Annotated in this window: 21 protein-coding genes; 2 read left to right on the top strand and 19 right to left on the bottom strand. The window is 64.5% G+C overall.

Going from position 1 to position 23181, the window contains the following annotated elements; translation table 11 throughout:
- Position 1: 1 nt before the first annotated feature.
- Complete coding sequence (gene fliR, locus FJ950_RS24990; protein WP_140619428.1) at positions 2–754, bottom strand: flagellar biosynthetic protein FliR; 753 nt, start codon at positions 752–754, stop codon at positions 2–4.
- Complete coding sequence (gene flhA, locus FJ950_RS24995) at positions 751–2838, bottom strand: flagellar biosynthesis protein FlhA (protein WP_015315887.1); 2088 nt, start codon at positions 2836–2838, stop codon at positions 751–753. The genes fliR and flhA overlap by 4 nt, the downstream gene beginning before the upstream one ends.
- 115 nt (positions 2839–2953) lie before the next feature.
- Here flhA and FJ950_RS25000 point away from each other — a divergent pair, with 115 nt between their 5' ends.
- Together FJ950_RS25000 and FJ950_RS25005 are read left to right on the top strand one after the other, a co-directional pair.
- On the top strand, positions 2954–3253 hold the full coding sequence (locus tag FJ950_RS25000; protein WP_140619430.1) for a putative quinol monooxygenase: 300 nt from the start codon (positions 2954–2956) through the stop codon (positions 3251–3253).
- A 234-nt stretch (positions 3254–3487) separates the two neighbouring features.
- Entirely contained in the window at positions 3488–5269 is a 1782-nt protein-coding gene (locus tag FJ950_RS25005; RefSeq protein ID WP_140619432.1) for a chloride channel protein, read from the top strand.
- A gap of 23 nt (positions 5270–5292) precedes the next feature.
- Here the strand turns inward: FJ950_RS25005 and FJ950_RS25010 are convergent, their stop codons facing one another.
- The 17 genes from FJ950_RS25010 to FJ950_RS25090 form a co-directional block, all read right to left on the bottom strand.
- Positions 5293–6936, bottom strand: coding sequence for an MFS transporter (locus FJ950_RS25010; RefSeq protein ID WP_140619434.1), 1644 nt, complete (start codon positions 6934–6936; stop codon positions 5293–5295).
- 376 nt (positions 6937–7312) lie between these two features.
- The gene (gene fliQ, locus FJ950_RS25015) at positions 7313–7579 is read right to left on the bottom strand and encodes a flagellar biosynthesis protein FliQ (RefSeq protein WP_013893193.1); all 267 of its coding nucleotides are present in this window, start codon (positions 7577–7579) and stop codon (positions 7313–7315) included.
- A 13-nt stretch (positions 7580–7592) separates the two neighbouring features.
- Complete coding sequence (flgD, locus tag FJ950_RS25020; RefSeq protein ID WP_140619436.1) at positions 7593–8000, bottom strand: flagellar hook assembly protein FlgD; 408 nt, start codon at positions 7998–8000, stop codon at positions 7593–7595.
- Complete coding sequence (gene flbT, locus FJ950_RS25025) at positions 8000–8443, bottom strand: flagellar biosynthesis repressor FlbT (protein ID WP_015315892.1); 444 nt, start codon at positions 8441–8443, stop codon at positions 8000–8002. The genes flgD and flbT overlap by 1 nt, the downstream gene beginning before the upstream one ends.
- A complete protein-coding gene (gene flaF / locus FJ950_RS25030; protein WP_015315893.1) occupies positions 8440–8787 on the bottom strand; it encodes a flagellar biosynthesis regulator FlaF in 348 nt (115 codons plus the stop codon). The genes flbT and flaF overlap by 4 nt, the downstream gene beginning before the upstream one ends.
- Before the next feature lie 28 nt (positions 8788–8815).
- Entirely contained in the window at positions 8816–9859 is a 1044-nt protein-coding gene (locus tag FJ950_RS25035; protein WP_015315894.1) for a flagellar hook-associated family protein, read from the bottom strand.
- A gap of 3 nt (positions 9860–9862) precedes the next feature.
- Positions 9863–11317, bottom strand: a complete 1455-nt coding sequence (flgK, locus tag FJ950_RS25040; RefSeq protein WP_140619438.1) for a flagellar hook-associated protein FlgK — start codon at positions 11315–11317, stop codon at positions 9863–9865.
- A 27-nt stretch (positions 11318–11344) separates the two neighbouring features.
- Positions 11345–12604, bottom strand: coding sequence for a flagellar hook protein FlgE (locus FJ950_RS25045; protein WP_015315896.1), 1260 nt, complete (start codon positions 12602–12604; stop codon positions 11345–11347).
- A gap of 79 nt (positions 12605–12683) precedes the next feature.
- On the bottom strand, positions 12684–13352 hold the full coding sequence (locus FJ950_RS25050; RefSeq protein WP_015315897.1) for a response regulator transcription factor: 669 nt from the start codon (positions 13350–13352) through the stop codon (positions 12684–12686).
- A 222-nt stretch (positions 13353–13574) separates the two neighbouring features.
- Positions 13575–14162, bottom strand: coding sequence for a transglycosylase SLT domain-containing protein (locus FJ950_RS25055; RefSeq protein ID WP_181171169.1), 588 nt, complete (start codon positions 14160–14162; stop codon positions 13575–13577).
- The gene (locus tag FJ950_RS25060; RefSeq protein ID WP_140619440.1) at positions 14092–15471 is read right to left on the bottom strand and encodes a flagellar hook-length control protein FliK; all 1380 of its coding nucleotides are present in this window, start codon (positions 15469–15471) and stop codon (positions 14092–14094) included. Before FJ950_RS25060 ends, FJ950_RS25055 begins: the two co-directional genes overlap by 71 nt.
- Positions 15468–16835 carry a chemotaxis protein MotC gene (locus FJ950_RS25065; protein ID WP_140619442.1) on the bottom strand — a complete coding sequence of 456 codons (1368 nt, stop codon included), beginning with the start codon at positions 16833–16835 and terminating at the stop codon, positions 15468–15470. The genes FJ950_RS25060 and FJ950_RS25065 overlap by 4 nt, the downstream gene beginning before the upstream one ends.
- A complete protein-coding gene (locus FJ950_RS25070) occupies positions 16832–18202 on the bottom strand; it encodes a MotB family protein (protein WP_140619444.1) in 1371 nt (456 codons plus the stop codon). The genes FJ950_RS25065 and FJ950_RS25070 overlap by 4 nt, the downstream gene beginning before the upstream one ends.
- Complete coding sequence (locus FJ950_RS25075; protein ID WP_140619446.1) at positions 18199–18819, bottom strand: hypothetical protein; 621 nt, start codon at positions 18817–18819, stop codon at positions 18199–18201. Before FJ950_RS25075 ends, FJ950_RS25070 begins: the two co-directional genes overlap by 4 nt.
- A gap of 3 nt (positions 18820–18822) precedes the next feature.
- Positions 18823–20472 (bottom strand): flagellar basal-body MS-ring/collar protein FliF, encoded by a 1650-nt coding sequence (fliF, locus tag FJ950_RS25080; protein WP_140619448.1) that lies wholly within the window; start codon positions 20470–20472, stop codon positions 18823–18825.
- A gap of 126 nt (positions 20473–20598) precedes the next feature.
- Positions 20599–21669 (bottom strand): flagellin, encoded by a 1071-nt coding sequence (locus FJ950_RS25085; protein WP_140619449.1) that lies wholly within the window; start codon positions 21667–21669, stop codon positions 20599–20601.
- Positions 21670–21944: 275 nt separating this feature from the next.
- Positions 21945–22940 (bottom strand): flagellin, encoded by a 996-nt coding sequence (locus FJ950_RS25090; RefSeq protein WP_015315905.1) that lies wholly within the window; start codon positions 22938–22940, stop codon positions 21945–21947.
- Positions 22941–23181: the final 241 nt, after the last annotated feature.

Below are 23181 nucleotides of genomic sequence, written 5' to 3' on the forward strand. Positions count from 1 at the left end.
GTCACCTCGCCAGCGTGAGGTCGACGAAGCCGTCGACGAACAGCGACAGCATGGTGCCGGCGGCGAAATAGAAGATCAGCATGCCGCCGGCCATGACGAAGGGCTGCGAGATGAAATAAATCGGGATCTGCGGCGTCAGCTTGTTGACGAAGCCGATCGTCAGATTGACGAGAATGGCATAGGCGACGAACGGGCTGCCGAGGCGGATGACCAGGAAGAAAGTGTCCGACACGGTGTCGGTGATGTCGACCAGCGCCGCCTGCGGGTTGAAGAAGACGTTGACCGGCGCGACCGTGTAGGACGCCACGAGGGCGCGGACGATCTCGTGATCGAAGTCGAAGACGAACAGCATCAGCAGCGCCGAGAACGAAATGATGGCGGCAAGGGCTGCCTGCGGCTCCGGTTCCTCGATCGCCGGTCCGCCGGAACCGCCATAGCCGATCAGCATGGCGATGGCCGAGCCCATGAAGCGAAGCGCCTCCATGTAGAGCCTGGTCATGGCGCCGATCAGCCCGCCGACCAGCAACTCCGAGATGATCATCGGCACCAGGATCTGCGGACGCGGATCAACGAAGGGAAAGATCTTGTCCCACAGGAAGGCAAGCAGGCCGCCGGTGGCGGCGATCGCGACGAACAGCCTGACCTGGACCGGGACGCGGGCGCTGGACAGGCCAGGCATCAGCATGAAACAGGCGCCGATGCGGCAGAAGGCGAGGAACGCCGCGATGACGACGGCCTGCGAGAGAACGCTCACGATATGGTCCCGAGCACCCTGATCTCGACGCCCTTGGCGATTTCGACATGGGAGAGCACCGGCAGCGTGGTGAACAGGCGCTCGATGATCATGCGCACATAGGGGCGGGCGTCGGGCGCGGTGACGAGGACAAAACGCTCGCCGGCTTCGAGGTGTTTCTTGATCGCCTTGGTGGCGTCCTGGCCGAATTCCTCCAACTGGCGCGGATCGATGTCGAATTCGCGCACCTCGCCCTTGGCGTCGCGCTTGAGGCTCTGGTGGAAGGCAAGGTCCCAGCGGTTGCCGAGGCGCAGCACCTTGAGCACGCCGCCTTCGGAGAGGTCGCCGCAGATCTGCTGGGCCATGCGGATGCGCACATGTTCGACGATCTGCTCGGTGCGGCGCACATGCGGCGCGATCTCGGCGATGGCCTCGATGATGAGATGCAGGTTGCGGATCGAGACGCGTTCGGCAAGCAGCAGCTTGAGCACCGCCTGCAGGCCGGGATAGGAGATGTGGGTGGTGCAGATCTCGTCGGCGAGCTTGCGGTATTCCTGGTCCTGGCGTTCGAGTAGCGCCTTCATGTCCTTGTAGGACAGGAGCTGCGGCAGGTTGTTGCGGATGACTTCCGAGAGATGGGTGAGCAGCACCGACATGTTGTCGGCGAAGGTGAAGTTCTCGCGCTTCAGATCCTCGGCGAAGGTTTCCATGACGGAGTAGGCGCGCATGCCGAAGGCGGGCTCACGAATCTCCTCGCCTGGGATTTCGGGTATGTCGCGGTTGCCGAGCAGCACCATGATCTCGCCGACGCGCATCGAATATTCGGCGACCACGGTGCCGTGCACCTTGATCTGATAGCTTTTCGGTGGGATGGCGAAGTCGTCGGCGACACGGACTTCCGGCACGACGAAGCCGTATTGCTGGGCGAATTTCTTGCGCATCTTGGACATGCGGAAGACCAGTTCCTGGTGCGAGACCAGGAGCCGGGTCGAAAGCTGCTTGCCGATCAGCAGTTCGATCTCGGCGGTGGCGAGCGAGGCCTTGACCGAGTTCTTCTCTTCCTCGGCCTTGCTCGCTTTTTCCTGGCTCTTCAGCGCCTCGGCCTCGGCGACGGCCCGGTTGTGGCGCATTGGAATGACATAGCCGAGGCCGGCCATGCCGGCGGCGAGCGCGAAGAACGGGAACAGTGGCAGGCCGGGCATCAGGCCGAGCAACACCAGCAGTGCGGCCGCCACGTAGAGCGCGCGCGGATGGGCGCCGAGCTGGCCGAACACGGCCTGGTTGGTCGAGCCGCGCGTGCCGCCCTTGGAGACCAGCAGGCCGGCGGCGAGCGAGACGATGAGCGCCGGGATCTGAGTGACGAGACCGTCGCCGACCGACAGCTTGATGAACACGTCGGCGGCCTCGCCCATGCCCATGCCGTGCCTGATGTAGCCGATGGCGATGCCGCCGACGATGTTGATGGCGGTGATGATGAGGCCAGCGATGGCGTCGCCGCGGACGAATTTCGAGGCGCCGTCCATCGAACCGAAGAAGGAGGATTCCTCTTCCAGTTCGCGGCGGCGCAGTTGCGCGGTCTTGTCGTCGATCATGCCGGCGGAGAGGTCGGCGTCGATCGACATCTGCTTGCCGGGGATGGCGTCGAGGGTGAAGCGCGCACCGACCTCGGCGATACGGGTGGCGCCCTTGGTGATGACGATGAAGTTCACCACGATCAGGATCATGAAGACGATCAGGCCGATGACGAAATCGCTGGCCATCACCAGCTTGGAGAAGCCGGCGATGACATAGCCGGCGGCGTGCGTGCCCTCATTGCCGTGCGACAGGATCATGCGCGTGGTGGCGATGTTGAGCGACAGGCGCAGCATGGTGGCAATGAGCAGCACGGTCGGGAAGGACGAGAAATCGAGCGGCCGCTGGATCCACAGCGCCACCATCAGGATCAGCACCGAAAGCGCGATCGAGAAGGCAAGCCCGATGTCGATGAGAAAGGCCGGGATCGGCAGGAACAGCACGGCCAGGATGACGACGATGCCGAGCGCGAAGAAGACGTCGCGGCCGTTCTTGGCCACCGCGCCGGGCTGGATGCTTTCGCTGATCGCCATTCTCGTCCTCGAAACCCTGGGCTGCCGAGCATGCGACAGCCCGGCGAGGGTAGCTGGCCAAGCTTGCGCGAGGGTGGGAGAGTGACGGAATCGACTCTCTCGCGAAGGACACCTCATGCTGCTGATCATCGGTACGATCCGCCTGCCGCCCGACAGGCTCGACGAGGCAAGGCCGGTGATGGAGCGCATGGTTCGCGCCAGCCGCGCCGAGGACGGCTGCCTTGAATATTCCTATGCGCAGGATGTGCTTGATCCCGGCTTGATCCGGATCACCGAGATGTGGCGCGCCAGACCGGCACTGGATGCGCATTTCCGCTCGCCGCATCTTGCCGACTGGCGCGCGAGCTGGCCGGGGCTCGGCATCGGCGAGCGCAATCTCGTGCTCTACGAGGCCGGCGAAGCCATACCGACCTGAGCGGTCCGGCGGCTAGATCCTCGCCGGCTCCGGCTCGGTGTACGCATTGTGCTGAAAGGGCATGGTGAATGCGCAACTGGCGGGCAGCCCCCCTCGGCCCCAAGGCGGGAAGGCCGGATCGGGCGGTTTCGCGGCCATAATGGCGCCTTTGATGTCGGCATTGTGGTTGTCACGACGTGCCGCCCGGCGTATCAGGCGGGTCTTCCTTTGCCTTGATATCGGCGAGCCGCCCCGGTGCTTTCCAGAAACCAACCCCAAGTCTACGCCCGCCGGCTGCGCGCGGTTCTTTTGAGGTCAGTCCCTCTGCTGGAGGCACGCGGCATCGCCGTGGTCATGCTGGCGGGCGTTGTCGGCGTCATGGGCGGCATACTGGTCACCGCGATGAGCCAGATCGTACAGGACCTGCACGGGCTGCTGTTCGGCGTCCAGCCCGGCGGGCGCCTATCTGGCATGTTCTCGCTCGCCAATCCGATACAGGCGCTGATCCCGGCGATCGGCGGTATCCTGCTCGGGATATCGGTGGTCTGGCTGAGGCTCCGGAAATTCCGCACGCCGGTCGATCCGATCGAGGCCAACGCGCTCTATGGCGGGCGCATGTCTCTGACCGATACCTTCATCATCGTCGTGCAGACGATGATTTCCAGCGGCTTCGGCGCTTCGGTCGGTCTGGAGGCGGGCTACACGCAGGTCGGCTCAGGCGTCGCCTCACGGCTGGCGCGCGCTTTCCGGTTGCGCCGCAACGACGTCCGCATCCTGGTTGGCTGTGGTGCCGCCGGCGCCATATCGGCCGCCTTCGACGCGCCGCTGACGGGCGCCTTCTACGGTTTCGAACTGGTCATCGGCATCTACTCGGTCGCCAATGTCGCCCCTGTCATGACGGCCGCGATCTCGGCGTCGCTGACGGCGGAAGTGTTCGGCGGCGTGCCCTTTCCGCTCGAGCTTTCAGGGTTGCCGCAACTCACCGCCAGCCAATATGTGCCTTTCCTGTTGCTCGGCCTGCTTGGCGGTGCTGCCTCGATCGCCATCATGCAACTCGTGACGTTGATCGAGCGTGGGTTCAACCGCCTGTCGGTCGACGCCTCGCTGCGCCCCGTCATCGGTGGTGTGCTGGTCGGCCTCCTCGGCCTGATCACGCCGCAGGTCCTGTCCAGCGGCCACGGCGCGCTGCATCGCGAGTTCGCCATGAATTACGGGCTGGCGGTGGTGGCCAGCGTCTTCGTGCTGAAGCTGGCGGCGTCGGCGATCTCACTGGGTTCGGGCTTTCGCGGCGGATTGTTCTTCGCCTCGCTGTTCCTTGGTGCGCTGCTCGGCAAGTCGTTCGCCGGTGTCATGGCGCTCGTGTCGCCGGCGACCGGTATCGACCCCTCCGTCGCCGCCGTTGTCGGCATGACGTCGCTTGCCGTCGGCGTCGTCGGCGGGCCTCTGACCATGACCTTCCTGGCGCTGGAATCGACCCGCGACCTGACGCTCACCGGCGTGGTGCTGGCCGCCTCGATCATGGCGGCGATCCTGGTGCGCGAGACCTTCGGTTATTCGTTCTCGACCTGGCGCTTCCACCTGCGCGGCGAGACGATCCGCAGCGCCCACGATGTCGGCTGGATGCGCAGCCTGACCGTCGGCTCGATGATGCGCGAGGACATCAAGACCGTCGATGCGTCGACGACGCTGGCCGCCTTCCGCAAGGAATTCCCGCTGGGTTCGGCCCAGCGCGTGATCGCCGTCGACCCGGGGGATGAGTATGTCGGCGTGCTGATCGTGGCCGAACTGCATAGCGATCCCTCCGGGGGCGAGGTGTCGGTGCGCGACCTTGCCCAGTACAAGGATGCCGTCCTGGTGCCCAGCATGAACGTGCAGGCTGCCGCCGAGACCTTCCAGCGCGCCGGCGCCGAGGAACTGGCCGTGGTCGAGGACTTCGCCGACCACATCGTGCTCGGGCTGCTGACCGAGGGCCATTTGATGCGGCGCTATGCCGAGGAGCTGGAAAAGGCGCGGCGGGACCTGTCGGGCGAGGGGTGAGGCGCCGCGAACCTTCGAATTCGTCAGTGCTCGATCGGCCCCTTGGCCATCACCAACGCGGTGCCGGCGGTCGTCGGGCGCTCGATGACGCGGCGCACGCGCGGCGGCTCGTTGCCCGAGTGCAGCGCCCGCAAGCGTTCGCCGACCATGGCGTCGGCTTGGGTGATGCGACCGTTATGCCTGACATATTCGAGCCAGGTCGGCGTGTGGTAGTGCTCGATCCAGATCGCCGGATTTTCGAGATCGCGCGCCAGTGTCCAGTTGCGGGCGCCGTCGCGGCGGCGGATGCGGCCGCGCTCGGCCATGGTGGCGAGGAATTCCGCCTCGTCCTCGTGCCGGATGATGTATTCGATCATAATGGCGATCGGACCGCTGCGCGGCTTCAGGTCGAGTGCCAGGTGGGGCTCCTTGAAGCGGTTGAGCGGGTCGAGGTTGAGCACCTGCTGTTGCGGCAGCGGCAGCACGAGGCCGATGGCGCCGCCGGCCAGCATGGCGATGGCCGCGGCGATCAGCGCCGTCTCGGCGCCATGCGCGTCGGCGACGACACCCCAGATCCAGCTGCCCAGTGCTATGCCGCCGAAGGTTGCGGTCTGGTAGACCGACAGAACCCGGCCGACCACCCAGCGCGGTGTCGCCATCTGCACGGTGACGTTGAAATGCGAGAGCGCGATCACCCAGCAGGCACCGCCGACCAGCAGGCCGAGCGAGGTCTGCCAGGCATGCTGGCTGACGGCGGCGTTGAAGGCGCAGGCCGCAAAGCCGGCGAAGGCACAGCGCACCATCGTCTCGCTGGAGAGCAGTTGCCGCAGCCGCACGCTGATCAGCGCCCCGCCGACGGCGCCGATGCCGAAGGCGCCCAGCATGATGCCGTAGGTCAGCGCATCGCCCTTGACGACGTCGCGCGCCACCAGCGGCAGCAGCGCCAGCACCGCGCCGGCGCTGAAGCCAAAGGCGGCGCCCCTGACCAGCACCTTGCCGATATTGGGCGACATGGCGACGTAGCGCAGGCCGGCGCCCATGGCGGCCCCCAATGACTCGCGCGGCAAGGTCGAGGCCGGCAGATCCGGCTTCCAGCGTGCGAGCACGACGATAAGCCCGACATAGCTCACCGCGTTCGCCGCGAAGGCCGCGGCCGCGCCGGCGGCCGCGACGATGATGCCACCGATTGCCGGGCCGACGCTGCGTGTCAGGTTGAAGCCCATGGAATTCAGCGCCACGGCGGCAGGCACCTTGTTGCGCGGAACGATGTCGCCGACGGAGGCCTGCCATGACGGGCTGTTGAGTGCCGTGCCGCTGTCGATCAGGAAGGTAAAGGCCAGCAGCGTCCACGGCGTGATCAGGTCCAAATAGGTGAACGCGGTCAAAAGCACCGAAACGACCAGCATGAAGGTCTGGGCGACCAGCATCACCTTGCGGCGATCGAAGCTGTCGGCGATGGCGCCGGCGACAAGCGCGAACAGCATGATCGGCAAGGTGGTCGAGGCCTGGACCAGGGCGACCTGATAGGGCGAGGTGGCGATGGTGGTCATCATCCAGGCGGCGCCGACGCCCTGGATCAAGCCGCCGAAATTGGAGACGAGGCTCGCGCCCCATACGGCCCGGAAGATGCCATGCCGGAACGGCGCCAGCGCCGAGACGCTTTCGCTATCCGGCTTCTCGTCAATCATGGATGGGTTCCTGCCACGGCGCGCTGATCCTTGCGGGAATCCGTTTCCCCGCATGATTTGCCGAAACTATGGCATCGCGGCGCAAAGGGCGAATGCCTTGCAGGGAAGATCATGGTCCAACAAGGGGATAGCGAAGGGCCACACGCTGGCGCCGCCACCGCAAACCGTCGCGCCCTGAATGGCACTCCACAGCATGTCGCGGCGAACCGGATTCGCCCGACCTGCTGTAAGCTTCTGATTCTATGCACGTCGTTGTTCCGGAACCGGGAACCACTTCCGGGCGACATGCATTAGCCGCAACCCGGACGCCTGCTAGCTGCGTTCCATCCCGGCGCAAATCTGGGCGGAAGCGTCGAGCACCCTTGCTGGAAATCGCTCAGAAACCGTTCTGGATGCGCTCGAAGATGACATTGGTGAAGGCCGATATCTGGCCGCCGATGAAGGGACCCGTAAGCGCCACCACCAGCATGATGGCGACGATCTTGGGCACGAAGGTCAAGGTGATTTCCTGGACCTGTGTCAACGCCTGGATCAAGGCGATGCCAATGCCGACCGCCATGGCGACCAGGACCACCGGAGCGGATGCGGTCAGCACCGTCCACACCGCATACTGGACGATGTCGAGTGCGTCGGCCTCATTCATGTCGGCGGTTGGCCTAGCTCGCCGGCTTGATCGACACGCCCGCGCCGACAGGGACCGTGGTGCCATCCTGCAACACCGCGATCAGTCCGTTGCTGCCAAGCGTCACCGACGCCACCGTGCCCGTTGTCTTGCCATCGGCCGAGGTGATGTTGCGGCCTATGAGAGCGTCGGCCTGCGACAGCGCCGAGGACTGCATGATCTGGTCGAGCTTGGTGTTGGTCTGCACCGATTGCTCGACCTGGGAGAAGGTGGCGAGCTGGGCGACATACGCCGTCGAATCCATCGGTTTGGTCGGATCCTGGTTCTTCATCTCCGCGATCAGAAGCTTCAGGAAGGACTGATAGTCTACCGCCGTCTTCGAGGTCGACGTGGTGGCCTGGTTGGCGCCAACCGGCACCGTCGTCGTCATGTCCACGGTCATCAGTATCGTGCTCCCACGGCCAGCGGGCGCGCGGCGCCCGGAACATCGTCATTGCCGCCAAGCGCGCGGCGTTCGAGAGGATAAAGCGAACGGATCGCCTTCAAGGCCTCGTAGATGTGATCCTCGCCGACCATGCGGTCGACCTGTTTCAGCGCGCTGCCGATCTCGGCGTCTTCGAAACTTGCAATGAGCAGTGGCAGCGAGCGGCGGAACATCTCGCGCGCTTCGTCGGCGCCAGCGGGGTTTATCAGCATGACCTGCACGATGAAATAGAGCTGCCGCAATGGCGTCGACGCGTCGTCTGCTTGGATCACATGGCTCTCGAGCAGGAACTGCACGTCGTTCATCAGCTCGATGGTGACCTTGCGGTCGACGCGGATGACCGCGCCGTTGATGTAGATCTTCTCATTGGGCTTCAGCGATAACTTCAACGTGTTGGTCATTGAATGCCGTCGCGGATGATCTGGGATACTTCGATCAGCCCCTCGAAATTGTCGGTGCGGCCCTGGCGGATGTCCTCGGCCTCGCGCAGCAGCCACAGGCCGATGGAGATCAGGTTGGCGCGCAACTCCTTGGGGAGCGCATTGTCGCTGGAACCGAGATCCTCGACGAAGGTGGTCCAGACGCGATTGGTGAAATGCAGCGCCTCGACCGCCTCCATCGAATGCTGGCCTGCCGCGGCGGCGGCCGACAGCATGTCGATCGAGCGGGTCAGGAGGTCCCGCTCGCGGTCCTTGGCGTCCGCGACGGAGGTGCTCTGAACGTCGGCGTAGGAGAATTGGTACATCGGTGGCTCTACCGTTCCGCTGGAGGTGTCAGGTCAGGTAATTCAACAGGCTGAGCTGCTGCAGGCGCGCCGTCAGGGCGAAAGACGTCTCGATATGCTGCGTCAGATTGGCGACGCGGGTCGCCGCTTCCGCCGGATCGACTGCCTCTAGATCCAGAATGTGGCGTTCGAACAGGTCGATCTGCGTCTTCATGCGGTCGCTGGCATCGGAGACGCGCTTCTGCACGATGCCGGTCTGGGATTGGACCTGGGCGATGCCGCTCAGCGCCTCGCCGACCAATTTCTGCGAGTGGTCGATGATGGTGTCCTTCGCCGCCTGGCTGATGTTGGTGGACATCAGGCTGGAGACCAAGGCCGCCGCCATGGCGAGCTTCCTGATGCCGTCGCTGTTGGCCCCGGTCGAGGTCTCGGTGGTTTCGTTGAGCGCGATGCGGCTGACGATCTGCTGGTCGGTCGCATTCGACATGTTGGTCTGCCAGCCCGCGCCGAGGAACTGCGGCGTGACATCGTTGGTGATGAAATCGTCCATCTGGGCCGCGGTGATGTTGGCCGCGGCCGGGTCACTGGGCGGGAAGCCGAACTTGGCGACGAAGGAGGCGTCAAAGGCAGCCTTGGCGGGAGAGCCGGCGGCCGTGAAATCGTTGATCGGCTTGACGTCGGTGTTGGTGCCAGCGAACAGATATTCGCCGTTGACGCTGGTGTTGAGGATCGACGTAAGCTGCTGGATCGTTGTCTGGCCGGTCGATTGGGTCAGGCTGTCGGAGTTGTCGCCCGACGACGCGGTGGTCAGGCTGGACAGGAAAGTCTGCGCGACGCTGGAGAGCTGGCCGAGCGAGGTCTGGGTGGATGAGAGCCGGGCGGCCACCAGTCCGTTGGAATCGACAACGACGTTGAGCCGATCGAGGTCGCGCGAAAAGGTGACGGACTGGGCGGTACGCCCACCAAGTGCCAGACCGACATCGGCGACCTTGCCGGTCGAGGACTCTTTCGTGGCTTTGACGAGATCGGCCTGCATGCGCATCTGCTGATAGCGCATGGCATTCGTAAGGGCAGCAGAGGAGACAAAGGTCATGGCTTATCCCACCGCGCTCAACAGCGCCGTCATCATGTCGTCGATGGTCTTCATCATCCGGGCGGATGCCTGATAGGTATGCTCGAGATCGAGCATCAGCGACATTTCCTGATCTACATTGACGCCCGTTGCGTTGGACAAGGCATCGGCACTGCGCTGTGCCAGGGCTTCCTTGGCGTCGGCGGCGGTCGAAGCCTGCTGACGAACGCCCTGCAACCAGCCGATCGAATTGGCGGCGTAGTCGGCAACGCTGGAGGTTGCCGAAATCCCGGCCGAGGGATCGAACGTCATCGGTTTGTCCAGCTGGTCGCCATAGGCGACCAGAAGGTTGGAGTATGAAGCCCCGCCAGTGGTGTTGGCGACGTAGGCGACGCCATTGGCGCCCCCATCGCGCAGCAATGTCGGGTTGCCGCCAGTGCTGGGATCCATCGCGGCATTGATCTTGATCGTTCCAGCAAGGCCGTCGACGAGCGTGCCCGCGGCTGGCACCGCCGGTGCGCCCGACCAGGTGAACAGGCCCGCCGCATTGGGCATCGACGGTGCCGTTTCGGCAAAGGCGGTGATCAGGCCGCGCGCGGTTTCGTCGAGCTGGCTTTGCATGGTCGAGGCGACGCCGTCGCGCAATTGCAGCAGGCCGGCAATGGTGCCGCTGGCGGTGGTGTTGCCGCCGCTGCCCGCCGATACCGGTACGTTGTCGATATAGACCGTGTTGCCGGCTGCACCCGCGGCATAGCCCGAAGACGGAGCGAAGCTGACGGTGCGTGGGATCGTCTCGAACAATGTCGTGCCGTCACCCGTGGTGATGACCATGTCGTTGTCGCCACGCGTGAAGGTCGACACCGGAATGTAATTGGCGATCTTCTTCAACAATGCGTCGCGTTGGTCGAGCGCATCGGAAACGTCGGTGCCTGAACGGGTTCCGGACATGACCGCGGTGTTGGCATCCTGGAACTGGTTGAGCAGCGAGTTGAGATCCTTGACGGCGGTATCGATCTGGCCGTCGGTTTGGGTACGAAAATCCTGAATGGCCTTGGAGCCTTCATTCAGGGACCGCACGACCTGTTTGGCCGCGTCGATCACGCTCGAGCCAAGATTCTGGTTGGACGGCGAGGTGGCGTATAGCTGCAGCGCCTGCTGCAGATTGCCGATCGCTGTCGAAGGCGAGGAGGCGTTGTCGACGCCATTCACCGATACGTCGAGCTGATCCATGCCGTTGTAGAGCGCGCTCTGGCCGGCATAGGCGGACAGAGCGCCGAGGTTCTGGCGAAACAGCAGGTCGTTGGCCGCACGCTGGACATCAACCGAACGCGCGCCGGGCGTCGTGCTGGTGACCAGCGCGATGCGGCGCGAATAGTTCGGATTGTCGGCGTCTGCCACGTTGCGCGTGACGACGCTTGTCTGCCGCGAGGTGGCCAGAAGCGCCGATTGGGCGATGCTCAGTGCGGAGGAAAGCGACATGCTGGTCTTTCACGGGCGAAGCCCGGTTTATCTCTTCAGGTTGACAAGGACGTCCATCAGGTCGGAACCGGTCTGGAAGACTTTGGAATTGGCGGTGTAGCTGCGCTGGGCCGCGATCATGTCGGTCAATTCCTCCGCGATATCGACGTTGGAATTTTCGAGCGCGCCCGAGATGATCGAACCGGCCTTGCCTTCGTTGGCAAAGCCGACACGGACCGCACCGGAGTCGGTGCCTTGCGCGTAGACATTGCCAGGCAGCGCCTTGAGCTGGTCAGGGCTCTGCACGTCGGCCAGCGGAATTTTGTAGAGCGGCTTGGAGGTGCCGTCCTTGTACTGGGCGTAGATGGTGCCGTCCTTGCTGATCTGCACCTTGTCGATGGTGCTCGGCGCGTTGCCGTTCACCTGGGCGTCGGTGACGGTGAAGCCGGTGCCGAGCTGGGTCAGCTTTGACAGGTCGAGGGCAAGGCTGGCGCCGCCCGGTACGGTGAATGAAACGCCGGTCGGGGTGCCGGTGAGCTTGCCGGTGGTGGTATCGAAGGTCAGGTTGGCCGTGCCCAGGGCGCCGCCGGCAGCGTAGGGGAAGCCAGTTCCGGCCGTCGCCTTCGACTGGTCGAAGACCGCCACCTCCCAGGTGCCTGCGCCGGTGTTGGTGAAATAGACGTCGAGCAACTTCTTGTTGCCGAGATTGTCATAGGCGACCATCGACGACTTCGAAGTATACTGCGCTCCCGCCGAGTTCGTGCTGGGCAGGTTGATGGCAGCGACCGGTGTCGCACCTGCCGGCAGATTGCCGCTGAAATTGCCTTGGGTGCTCGGCGTCGCGGTCAGTCCCTGGTCGGAGATGACAACCGGCTCGAGACCTTCGAAGCCGTTCACCGTGGCCGCCGGCGTGCCATTGGCGTAGCTGTAGGCCATCAGCTGGAAACCGGCGGCATTGACCAGCCGGCCCTGTGCGTCGGGGACGAAGGCGCCGGCGCGGGTCAGGAAAGGCGTGCCGCTTGGATCCTGGACGACGAAGAAACCATCGCCGCTGACGGCAAGGTCGGAGACCGAGGTCGTGTATTGAAGTACGCCCGGATCGCTGACCGCCTGGCGGATGGTGGTGGTGACGCCACCGGAATTATAGGCGCCACCGGTCGACGGCATGATCAATGTCGAAAATTCGGCCGAGGACCGCTTGTAGCCGGTGGTATCGGAGTTGGCGATGTTGTCGGCTGTCGTCGACAGGCGGTTCGCCTGGGCGTTCATGCCCGAAACGCCGGTCCGCATCATTCCGTAGAGGCTCATCGAGATGTCTCCGCAATATCCATGCCACTGGCTTCGAGGCTACGCGTCCTGTCTTGCGCGAGGCTGGCGCGGTGCCGCATCAGAACACGAGCCGGTAGCCGAGGAAGCGCTTGGAATCGATCGGGTCGGTGCCCAGCTTCTCGCGCAGTTTCTTGCGCAACTTGCTGATGTGGCTTTCCACCACGTTCTCTTCGACCTCTTCGTCGAAGATGCCGTAAATGGCATTGAACACCTGGGTCTTGGTGACGCGGCGGCCACGGTTGCTCGCCAGATATTCCAGGATACGGCGCTCGCGGCGCGGTAAGGGCAGCGGCTGCCCGTCGATCTCGGGATCGCGGCCGTCCATGAAGATGCGCATGGCGCCGATCTCGGTATAGGCGACATCCTCGCTGGCGCGGCGGCGGATGGCGGTGATACGGGCCAGGATTTCGCGGATGTGCACCGGCTTGCGGATGACGTCATCGACGCCGCTCTCGAACAACCGCAGCGTGTTTTCCAGCGAATGCTGCTCGCTGAGCGCAATGACCGGAGCTCCGGTGCGGTCGCGGATCTGGCGCGGCGAGATCGCGCCGTCGCGACAGTCGCCGATCAGGAAGGCCCGCACCGATCGCAGATCGGTGTCGGCGGCCGAGTTGACCCACTCGCCGAACTCGCCCGGCGCGAAACCGGCGCAGGCGATCCCCTCGCGGTCGAAAAGTGAATTGTAGCCCTCTGTCACGAGCTCTCGCTCGTCAACGATAACGATCATCGGCCCCGCCTCCGAATCAGCACATTTGCCCCGTGGGGAAAGGCGTATCCGCTGGCGGGAATCCTGAACAACCGTCATTTCTTGTAACTAGTTTCTTGGGAGTCCGGAATCGTATCGGTTGCATTAGCGTGCAGCCAGATATGCTTGGGGCCCAAGTCTCGGCCAAGTCGAATCGATCGCTTCGCAGCCACGGGACTGATGTATTAGAAGTGGAAAATGCGCTTACGGGTTGCAGAAGGCGCGTGCGTTCGTGGTCCATTTGCCGAAGCCGGTGGCCACCATGTTGGCGATCACCCTGCAGACATAGACCTTCTGCGCCGGGTCGTTGTCGGGTCCGGCATGATAGCGGGCGACGGCCATGGACCAGGTCTCATGGCGGGCATGGAGGCTGGCCAGGAAGCGTGCCGCGTAGTCGACGTTCTGGCGCGGGTCGAGCATGTCCTCGACGCTGCGGAAATGCGAGGCATGGTAGTGATGGTTGATCTGCATGCAGCCGAGATCGATCAGCGTCTTGCCCTCGCGCTGGGCGTTGGCGAAGGCGGCAAGTGCTTCGTCCCGGCTTCTCGGGAAGACTGCTTTTCCCTCTATATTCAAGGCATTGGGTTGAAGGCTGCCCTTGTTTCCGGTTTCCGTCAACCCGACGGCATAGAGGATGCCGGCAGGCACGCCATAGCGGTCGGCGGCACGCAGGATCTCGGGTTCGCAAGGATTGGTGGCGGCGCCCGCGCTGCTCGCGAGGCTAGATAAAAACACCGCCGCCAGCGCGCTCGCGAGAAGGCGAAGCGGCGCGGCCATGTGCTTGCGCTTCATCATGATTACCCCTTGCGGATTGCTGACCTGACTGCTGGCCGCCGGTTCCACTGTTGCCGCCGCCGGAATTTCCGGGCTGGAAGGATGACGGATCGCGGCCGGGTGCAGCGCTCATCGAGGCGGTTGCATCCGTGCGGGTTGTAGAGGGAAGCGCTACCGAAGGTTGCAGGATGGTGACCTTGTCAACCTCGAAGCCCAGCCCGCGCAGCGACTTGACGATCGCCTCGCTGTCGCTGGAAAGCCGGCGATAGGCATCGTGTGTTTCGGGCTTCAATTCAATCGACAGTTGTTCTCCGGAGAGCCGAAGATGGGCCGTGACCATGCCCAGTTCGGCCGGGTGAAGTTCGATCTTCAACACATGTGTCGGAACGGCAACAGAGCCTGTCAGCTGAGCGGTCGCGGAGGCCGTGGAAAGCGCCTGGTTCGGACCGCCATCGGCTGAAATGGCGCCGATCACGTTGAGGGCTGCCTGGCTTATCGGTGCCTGCGGCGGGGCGGGGAAGCTGCGCTCGGAAACGACGTCGATGCGCGCCGCCGCCGACTGCTGTTTTCCCGGCTCGGACCGCAACGCGGACTGGAGATCGGCGATCGATTTCAGCTGCGGCGCTGCCTGCTTCGTCTCCACGCCCGGCACCTCCGCAGGCGCCTCGGGCAAGGGGCCGGCCGCGATCGTACTGTCATGTTTCGGCGTGCCGGCGGCATCGCGAATGAGCCGGCCGTCGAGTTTCGTCAACGGTCCGTCGACCAGCGATACCCGCTCGGGCTTGGCCATGGGTTCGAGACCGTCACGTCCGGCGGCGGATTTCTGCCGATAGGCCTTCGGCGGAAGCTGTCCAAAGACCGCGGCGTCCTGTTCCGTTCCGGCCGCGCTCTGGTCGGCCGTTTTGGCCGATGTCGAGAAATGGCGTAGGTCATGAAACGCCATCAGCAGCGCTAGATGCTCGTCGAGCGGCGTCGCGCCCGATTCGGCGGCCGGCGCGTCGGCATCGGCATCCTTGTCCGTCCCGGCGTCCTTGCCGTCCTTCATGGATTTCGCGGCAGACGATCCGCTCGGCGTGGTCCTTGCCTTGCCGGCCGGCCTAGGCTCGTCCTCGCCTGCCTTTGCCGCGAGCTCCGCGGCAAGCTTGCTCCACCGCGGATCGCGGGAGCCTGGCCCGGCCGGTGGCTGCTTCTCCGAATGGGCAGGGCTTGCGCCGCCGTGCACCATCTCTCCGAACCCGGTGTCGTCCTTCTTTCCGGACGCGGCCGGCTGCTCGGCCGTGCGCGCGGCGGTAAATCCTGGCAGGGCCGGGCCGAGGCTGGGGGTCATTTCGGGGCGGCTCCAAGCATCTGGTCGATCAGGTCTAGCTGTCGACGGGTTTTCGTCATGGCGGCGTCGGTCGGGTCTGTCGTGTCGGCGGCGGCCGCGACCGCCGGGGCCGATGCCGGCAGGACGATTGCCGGGTCGGTTGCCGGCGCGGATGTGTTCGGCGCAGCGGGCGCCGCCGCCTGGGGCGCCACGGCCGGCTTCTCGGACACGGCACCCTCGACGGGTGGCAATCCGGCGGCATCCGTGGTCGATGCGGCCGCAATTTCGGGTTCGGGCGATGGTACGATCGGCGCGGGCGCCGGATTTGCGACCGGAAGAAAAGCAGGCGGCGCCACCACTTCGCCGGCGATCGCCTGGGCCGCGTCGAGCAAGGCCCGGTCGCCGTCCGATAATTTGCTGCGGTCGATCTTGCCAAGTTTGGTGCGCACGTCCTCGATCGTATCGGAGGTCACCGTGGACAGGCTGGAATAGAGCAGGGCGCGCGGATCGCCCTGATTGGTGTTGCCGTCGCGACCCTGTTCGGCCCGCGCCGAGGCGAAGGCCGACAAGTCACTCATGCCGTCAATCGCGGCGCGGCGTGCGATACGCAGATAGATCACCTTCTCGCGCTCGGGGTCCATCATCGAGGTGATGTCGGCCAGCTTGTCCTGGCTGATCGACATATGCAGTGCAATGACGCCGGAGACGAAGGAGTCGGCGAACTGGCTGGCGTAAGGCGAATAGAGGTAGCGCTCGACATATTGGGTGGAGGCAAGCGCGAACCGCGCCGCGTCGCCCTGCGTCACGGCAATGCCGACCGAGCGCCGCAAGGCCGCTTCCTCGACCAGAGTGCCGGGGCTGAGCAGCTTGGCTTCATCGAGCAGCGTGAGTGCGGCCGCCGGCTGATCCGTGGCAAGCAATGAGCCTTTGACCAAAGCGAGGAACGCGCCGAGGTCGCCTGGCAGGGTCATCGGGTCGATCGGCCTCAGGGCTTCGATCGCCTCGCCTGGCCGGCCGTTCAGATAGTCGATCACCCCTTTGGCCATGGCAAGGTTCCGCGGATCGGAGGCGGCGCGCGACACGGCCGCCTCGACGGTCACCGGATTGCCGCCGCTCATGCCGTAGACCAGCAACGCCCGAAAATTCTTGGGATCCTTGAAATCCTCGGCGTCCGCCGCGCGCAACCGCGCATCGGTCATCTCGAGCAGCTTGGCCTGCATCGGCATCGCGGCATGATCGCCGGCCGCGATGCGGTCCTGAACGAGCTGCAACGAGCGGACCAGCTGATAAGGCTGCAGCGTGTCCTGGGCGAGGCCCGCAGACGGACAAGCCGTGGCCAGCAGCAACAGGCCTATCATGCGGCTGGTGAGCGCCGCCCGTTTCATCCGCCGGTCGCCATCAGGATCTCGATGCGGCGGTTGGCCGCCGACAGCGGATCAGCGGCATCCTTGGGCTGGCGATCGGCGAAGCCGGCAACCTCGGTGATGCGGCGTTCATCGACGCCGCCACGCACGAGCATGTAATAGGCCGAGTGCGCGCGCGCCGTCGACAGCCGCCAATTGTCGTAGCTGACACCGCGGAAGGGACGCGCATCGGTGTGACCGTTGATGCTGATGGTGCCTTTCTGGCCGTTGACGATGCGGCCGATCTTTTCCATCGCCAGTACCAGTTCGCGGCTCGGCACCGCCGAGCCGACCTCGAACATGCCGAAGTCGAGCTGATCGGTGATGGAGATGACGACACCCTTGTCGGTGGCTTCCACCGAGACGCCGTCATGCAGCTTGTCGCCGGGCTTGAAGGCATCGGCCAGCTGTTGCTTGACGTCGGCGGCGGCCTTCAGCGCGGCGGCGGTCGGAGCCTTGTCCGCCGCCTCGGATTGTGTGGCCTCCTGCTTCGCAGCGGCCGTGCCCGCCTTGGCCATGTCCGCGGCCTTGCTGTCTCCAGCCTCGGCCTTGGTACCGCCGGCCTTGGCATCAGCAGTCTTGACCATTGTCGCCGCGACGTCCTTGCCGTCCCCGGCCAGGGGCTCCAGTGGTGCATCCTTGATCGGCGGCGCCGGCGGCACGGCCTTGACCTTGGCGATCTGCGTCTCGGCAGCCTTGTCGCCGGGCTTGAGCGGATCGCCCTCGACCCTGGGGCGCTGGGCACTCGCCTCGGCGCCGGGCGCGGCGACCTGCTGCGACCAAAAGTCCGGCTCGAAAGGATCGCGGTAGGACGCGCCCCCCGAGGCGCCCGTCGCCGGGCCGGAACTCTGCGCGCCGCCATCGCCCTTCTGGCTGACATTCTGCATGACGCCGGTATCCGTGGCGATCTCCGAAAGCACCGCATAGGGGTCGGCGAAAAGATGCTCGTCGGACTGTTGCGACTGCTGCGGCTCCTGCTTGTCCTGTTTGCGATTGGACGAGCCCGCGGCGCCGGTGCCGTCCTGTCCAGCCTTGGTGGTCGCTTCCTGCGGGTCTTCGGCCGTCGGCCCGGCCGTGCGCGGTCCATTGCCGAGATCCTTAAGGCCCTTGCGGCTCGACTCGCGGTCGACCAGCTTGACGGGGTTGAAATAGCTGGCGACGGCCGTCTTGGTCTGTTCGTTGGCGGCATTGATCAGCCACATGACCAGGAAGAAGCACATCATCGCGGTCATGAAATCGGCGAAGGCGATCTTCCAGACGCCGCCATGATGACCTTCGTCGTGGTCGTCATGGCCGCGCCGCACGATGATGATCTCGTGCCTGCCATGATCGGCTTCGGCGACGCTCATGACAGGACCTCGGACAGGGTTGCCGACCATTCGGCCATTCGCGTTTCGAACACGGCCTCGTCGATGGTGACCATCAGGTCGAAGCCGGGCGCCTCGATGAAGTCGAGATTTGCGGCGCGGGACCCAAGCGACGCCTTCAGCGTTTCGAACAGCGAGAGCGGCCCGCGAACGGCGATGCGCACGGCTTCGCCATCGCCAACGGCTTCGCGGATCGCGCCGGCGAGCGCTTCGAGCGAGCGCTTCCGCAGATCGTCGCTGACAACGCCGCCGATGATGCGGGCGACCGTGGCGGTGACAAGATCCGTCACGCGCGCCTCCATGGCGTCGATGCGCGACGAGACCGCCTTGCCGACATCGCCGCCGAAGCTGTCGAGAAAGGCCTTTGCTTCCTCGGCATTTGCCTGGCGTTCCGCTTGCAGCGTTGCTTCATGGGCGGCGGCAAGCCGTTCGCCGAGCGCCGCCTCCGCCTGGGCAACGGCTTCGGCGATCAGCGTGCCGATATCGGCCGTCGGTGCTGCCGCCTCGGGCTTGTGCTCGGCGGTGGCCTGCGGCTGGCTGGCGCGTTGCGCGCGCGTGCCGAAATCCGGGAGAAGATCAAAGAGGGCTGCGGAGGGCATGGTCTACGCCGCGACTTCCTGGGCCGCCCATTTGCGCAGGATCTGCGCGGTGCGTTCCTCGTTGATGTCGACCATGCGGGCAAGCCGCTCCTGCGGAGCCGGCCTGATCTTCTGGCGCAGATCGTCGAGCGGGGTGGCGCCGGCACGCGTGCCGGGCAGAGCGCCAATGGCGGCACCCGCATCGGCGGAAGCGGCTGCCTCCGGGGTGGGCAGGGAGCGCTGGACCTCATCGAAATTGGGGCCTGCTATAGCGGGCGTCGCCTTTGCCGTCAGCGCGGCCGCCATCGGCCGCAGGCCGAAGAAGGCGACCAGGAACACCACCACGATGAAGGCGCCGGCATTGATCAGCGTGCCGGCATGCTGGCCGATGGAATCGAGCATTCCCGCCTGTGGCACCGCCTCGCCGTCCAGCCCGTCGATGAACTCGACGGCCGAGACGTCGATGACGTCGCCGCGCTTGTCGTCGAAGCCGGTGGCGGAGCTTACCATCTTCTGGATTTCGGCGACGCGCTTGGCGATCTGGTCCGGTGTCGCGTCCTTGCCCAGGATCGTCTTCAGCCGGTCCTGGTTGACGACGACGGCGATCGACATCTTGGTGACGCTGTAGCCATTGGAGACGGTGGCGATCTTCTTGGAGTTGATCTCGTAGTTGGTGATCTCCTCCTTGCGGTCGTTGGCCGAGGAGGTCTGCGGACCCTCGGTGCTGGCCGCCTGCGTCTCCGGCAGGTTCTGCTCGACGCTGGCCGGGGTCGAGGCCTGTTTCTGGTTGCTGTTCTCGTTGGCGCGCACCGATTGCACCGAGCGCTCGACACGGGACTCCGGATCGAAGATCGTCTCTTCGGTCTGGCGGGTGTCGGTGTTGACATCAGCTTTTACGCTGGCGCGGAAATTGTCGGGCCCGAGATAGGGCGTGAGCGCGCGGCGAATGTTGTCGCCGATCTGCGCCTCCACGGTCTGCTCGACGCCGAGCGTGCGAGCGGCACTGGTGTTGGATGGATCATCGCCTGCGGCCAGCAGATTGCCGTTGGAATCGAGCACCGTCACCTTGTCGGCCGACAGGCCAGGGACTGCGGCGGCGACGAGATGGCGGATCGACATGGCGCTCTTCTCCGCGTCGATGCCGGCGTAACGGATGACGACCGAAGCGGAGGGCTGCTGTTCGTCGCGACGAAAATTGGCGCGCTCGGACATGACGATGTGGACGCGCGCCGCCTTGATGCCCGATATCGATTGGATGGTGCGGGCGATCTCGCCTTCGAGCGCGCGCACCCGGGTGATCTGCTGCATGAAGGAGGTGAGACCCATCGCGCCGACATTGTCGAACAATTCGTAGCCGGCATTGGCGCTGGTCGGCAGGCCCTTTTCGGCAAGCAGCATGCGCGCCTGCGCCGTGGTGCCGGCCGGAACCAGCACGGAGGTTCCGTCGGCGCCGACGTCGAAGCCGATGCCGGCCTCGCCCAGCACCAGGCCGATCTGGTTCACGTCGGAGCGATCGAGCCCGACATAGAGCGTGTCGTAGGCCGGGCGGTTGAGGTAGACCGAGGCAATGCCGATGACGCCCATCACCAGGACGGCGATGCCCGCCAGTATGGCCAGGCGCCTGACGCCAAAGCCGCGGAGATTCGAGATGATGCTCTGGATCTGTTCCGGCACGATTGAGCGACTCCCAGCATGACTGTCCGCCGGAACACTAGCCCCCGAAGCTTGTGCGAAAATGAAATCGGGCCGCGCTTGCGGCGCGGCCCGTGAATTTCGAAGTATCCGTCAGCTAGGCCAAGGTTAGCCGTTCTTGAACAGCGACAGGATCGACTGCGAGGAGCTGTTGGCGATCGACAGCGACTGGATGCCGAGCTGCTGCTGAACCTGCAGCGCCTGGAGGCGGGTCGATTCCTTGTTCATGTCGGCATCGACGAGCTGGCCGACGCCGCGATCGATCGAGTCCATCAGGCTCTGCGTGAAGGTCTTCTGCAGGTCGATGGAGCTCTTGGCCGCACCGAGAATGGTGGCGGAGTCGGTCAACTGGCTCATGACCTTGTCGATCTTGCCGACCATCTGGGTGATGATGTCGTCGGTCACGCCGGCCGCGGTGATATCGAGATTGTAGGCGGAAACATTGTCGATCCTGGGAACCACCGTCCCGGCCGCGGTCTGGCCGGCGTTGTTGGCGGCAATGTCCGTGCCGCCGCCGGCGATTGCGGCCGCATAAGCGGTATCATACAGGTCCTGGGCCGCCGCCGTGGAATAAACCGAGGTCTGGCGGTCAAGCGTGCCCTGGTTCTTGACGGCGGTGGAGAGACCGGAATCGAACAGCTTGGTGCTCTCGACATCGATGTCGATCGTCCCGAGCGAGATGGCGCCCGACGATGAGCGATTGAAGGACGACACGATCTTGGCGTCGGCCTGGACGCCATCATTGGCGGCGGCGACCTGCGTCGACGTTACCGAAAGATAATTCGAGCCCGAAAAGGTGGCGGCATCGGCAAAGGACTTCATCTGCGCCTGGAGCGCGGTGATTTCAGTCTGCGTCTTTGCCTTGGCGGCACCCGTCTGGCCAATGGTCGAAAGCAACTTGGTCTTGATCTTGCCGATCGTATCCAGCGCATTGTTCATGCCGGTATAGGCAGTGTCGACTTTCGAAGCGCCCAGGCCGAGCGCGTCCTGGACTGTCGACAGCGCCTGGTTGTCGGAGCGCATCGTCGTGGCGATCGACCAGTAGGCGGCGTTGTCGGAGGCCTCGGAGACCCTGTAGCCCGTGGAGATTCGGGACTGCGTTTGCTCGAGCGATTTGTTGGTGGCGTTAAGGCTTTGAAGTGCGGTCAACGCCGCGGCGTTCGTCATGATGCTCGCCAAGAAACTCGCTCCTTTTTCCAGACCGGTCTTTCTCAAACCGGCGTTGCCCTCGCGAGCCGCTCGACCCGCTCGTGGATTACCGTCACCCGATCGGGCCGATTCGGCAATCCGTTGTAAGTCATTGGTTAACCATGACTAGCGCGTTATGGTTAACGGCCTGTTAAAAGCCAGCTTTCGAGGGTTAAGAAACGAGGGTTGCGCGGGGCTGGAGCAAACGCAAAACGGGCCGCGCTTTTGGCGCGGCCCGTTTGCCTGGTTTGATCGGTCGAGAGGGATCAGCCGCGGAAGAGCGACAGGATCGACTGCGACGAGCCGTTGGCGATCGACAGCGCCTGGACGCCGAGCTGCTGCTGAACCTGCAGGGCCTGGAGGCGGGTCGATTCCTTGTTCATGTCGGCATCGACGAGCTGGCCGACGCCGCGATCGATGGAGTCCATCAGGCTCGAGGTGAAGGTCTTCTGCAGGTCGATGGAGCTCTTGGCGGCGCCGAGCTTGGTGGCAGCGTTGGTCATGCCCTTCAGCGCGGCATCGACGACGTTCATCATAGCCTGGATCTGGGTGTCGCTCGCAGCGGTGGTGCCCGAGAAGATCTTCAGGCTGGCGACCGAATAAGTGTCGGTGGCCGCCGCGGCAGCGCCCAGGGTCGGGTTCGAGGCCGCGGCCGCGACGCTGCCATCGGTACCGAGGCGGTCGGCGTCGAGGATACCCTTCGTCACGCCGGCAGCAGTGCCGGCTTCATACAGCTTGATGCTTTCCACGTTGACGTCGATCGTCGAGATCGAAACCGCGCCGGTTGCGCTGCGGTTGAAGGCGGAAACGATCTTGACGTCGGCCGCGGTCGTGGCGGTGGCGCCGCTGTTGACCGAGAGCATGTTGGTGCCGGAGAAGGTGGCGCCATCGGCATAGGCCTTCAACTGCTTCTGAAGAGCGGCGATTTCGACCTGGGTCTTTTCCTTGGAAGCGTCCGTCTGGCCGTAGGATGCGGTCAGCTTCTGCTGGATCTGGTTGATGGTCGTGATCGCGCTGTCCATGCCGGTGTAGGCGGTGTCGACCTTCGAGGCGCCGAGGCCGAGCGCGTCCGAAACGGTGGACATCGCCGAGTTGTCCGAGCGCATCGTGGTGGCGATCGACCAGTAGGCGGCGTTGTCCGACGCCTGGGAGACGCGATAACCCGTCGAGATGCGGGCCTGGGTGGTGTCGAGGTTCTTCTGGGTGGCGTTCAAGCTCTGCAGAGCGGTCAACGCCGAGGCGTTGGTCATGATACTGGCCATGGCTACTCGTACCTTGTTTTACAGGGTGTTTTTTGCATACCGGTTTGTCCGGTATGACGGAGCGGCATCATGCCAATGACCGTTGCGTTTGGGTCACCCGCCATCTGCGAGCGACTATGGCGGCGAGTCCCTACCAAACGACTAAACTGGACGGTTAATCGAAAATAATTCGGAGGAATTCGATGACGCGGCGCGCTGCCTCATTCCGCAGGCAGGCCATACCCGATGTCGAGCGCGCACG

Origin of the sequence: Mesorhizobium sp. B2-3-14, assembly GCF_006442175.1 — a bacterium.
GTDB classification, from domain to species: domain Bacteria; phylum Pseudomonadota; class Alphaproteobacteria; order Rhizobiales; family Rhizobiaceae; genus Mesorhizobium; species Mesorhizobium australicum.